At 74.8% G+C, this 1039-nt stretch carries 2 protein-coding genes; both read right to left on the bottom strand.

Going from position 1 to position 1039, the window contains the following annotated elements; genetic code table 11:
- Positions 1–2: 2 nt before the first annotated feature.
- Entirely contained in the window at positions 3–797 is a 795-nt protein-coding gene (locus ASF38_RS17040) for a maleylpyruvate isomerase family mycothiol-dependent enzyme (protein ID WP_056556716.1), read from the bottom strand.
- Positions 798–1039 (bottom strand): hypothetical protein (locus tag ASF38_RS04600; protein ID WP_162237300.1); only part of this gene is annotated, 242 nt, incomplete at its 5' end.

Below are 1039 nucleotides of genomic sequence, written 5' to 3'. Positions count from 1 at the left end.
CGTCAGAAGGTGACGGCCATCTGCTCCAGCACGCGGTGGGCCAGGTCGGTGTCGCCGGCGATCCCGACGTCGACCGCTCCCGGGCCCCGTCGGCCCGCCGCCAGGACGGCGAAGGCGTCCGACGACAGGGTCAGGGTGGCCGACGGCGATCCGGGGACGCCGGGACGGGCTCGACCGTCGTCGCCGACCGTGGCGCCCACCTGCATGGCGAGGGGGCCGGTGAGGTCCCACAGCACCGACGTGCCCGCGGTGGCACCGACCTTCTTGCCCAGCACGTACGGCATCGCGAAGGAGAAGGTGTGCGTGGTGACGACCGCGGCGGGCGAGTCGAGGTTGCCCGGCCTGCCCACGGCGCGGCGGACGTCCTGCTCGTGGCACCAGATGTCGACGGTGCGGTTGCGCAGCATCGTGTCCCACGTCCAGCCGACGCCGGCGGGCGTGTGGTCGGCGCGGGCCGCGGGGTCGGTCGGCGGCGCGTCGGCCAGGCGGTCGGCCCGCGCGTCGATGCCGGCACGGAGCTCGGTCAGCACCTGCTCGCGGGAGAGTCCGCGGCGTGCCTCGACGCCGGCCTCGGTGTAGGCCGACGCGAGACCTCCTGGCGAGGCGGTGGTCGGTGCCTCGTCGACCACGTGCCCGGCCGTCACCGCCTCGAGGTGCGCCAGGTGGGACGCGACGTCGGCGACCGTCCAGCCCGGCAGGTCGGTGGGCGTCGACCACTGCGCGTCGTCGAGGTCCTCGAGCAGGGCGAGGGTGTCGCGGGCGCTGGCGAGCCAGGCGTCGATGTAGGTCTGCAGCATTCAGCTCTCCTGATGGCTCTTGCGTCGGGTCCACCACGTGGCGATGGCGAGCACGACGCCCACCGCGGTGGCGATCCAGGTGAGGCCCGCGCCCAGCCGGGCCCGGTCGAGAACGCCCTCGGCGACGGCCACCCGATAGGTGGCGGCGTCGGCGGCGCGGTCGCGCGGGGTGCACCGGATGGCCACCTCGTCACGACCCTCGGGCTCGAACGCGATGAGGTACCAGGTGGAGCCGTCGCGCG

The organism is Aeromicrobium sp. Leaf272 (assembly GCF_001422865.1).
Classification (GTDB): domain Bacteria; phylum Actinomycetota; class Actinomycetes; order Propionibacteriales; family Nocardioidaceae; genus Aeromicrobium.
Note: the sequence above shows the minus strand (reverse complement) of the source record. Positions and strands in the feature narration are given on the sequence as shown.

Coding starts and splice junctions, on each gene's coding strand:
- ASF38_RS17040 (WP_056556716.1), bottom strand. CDS start 797: ATGCTGCAGACCTACATCGACGCCTGGCTCGCCAGCGCCCGCGACACC.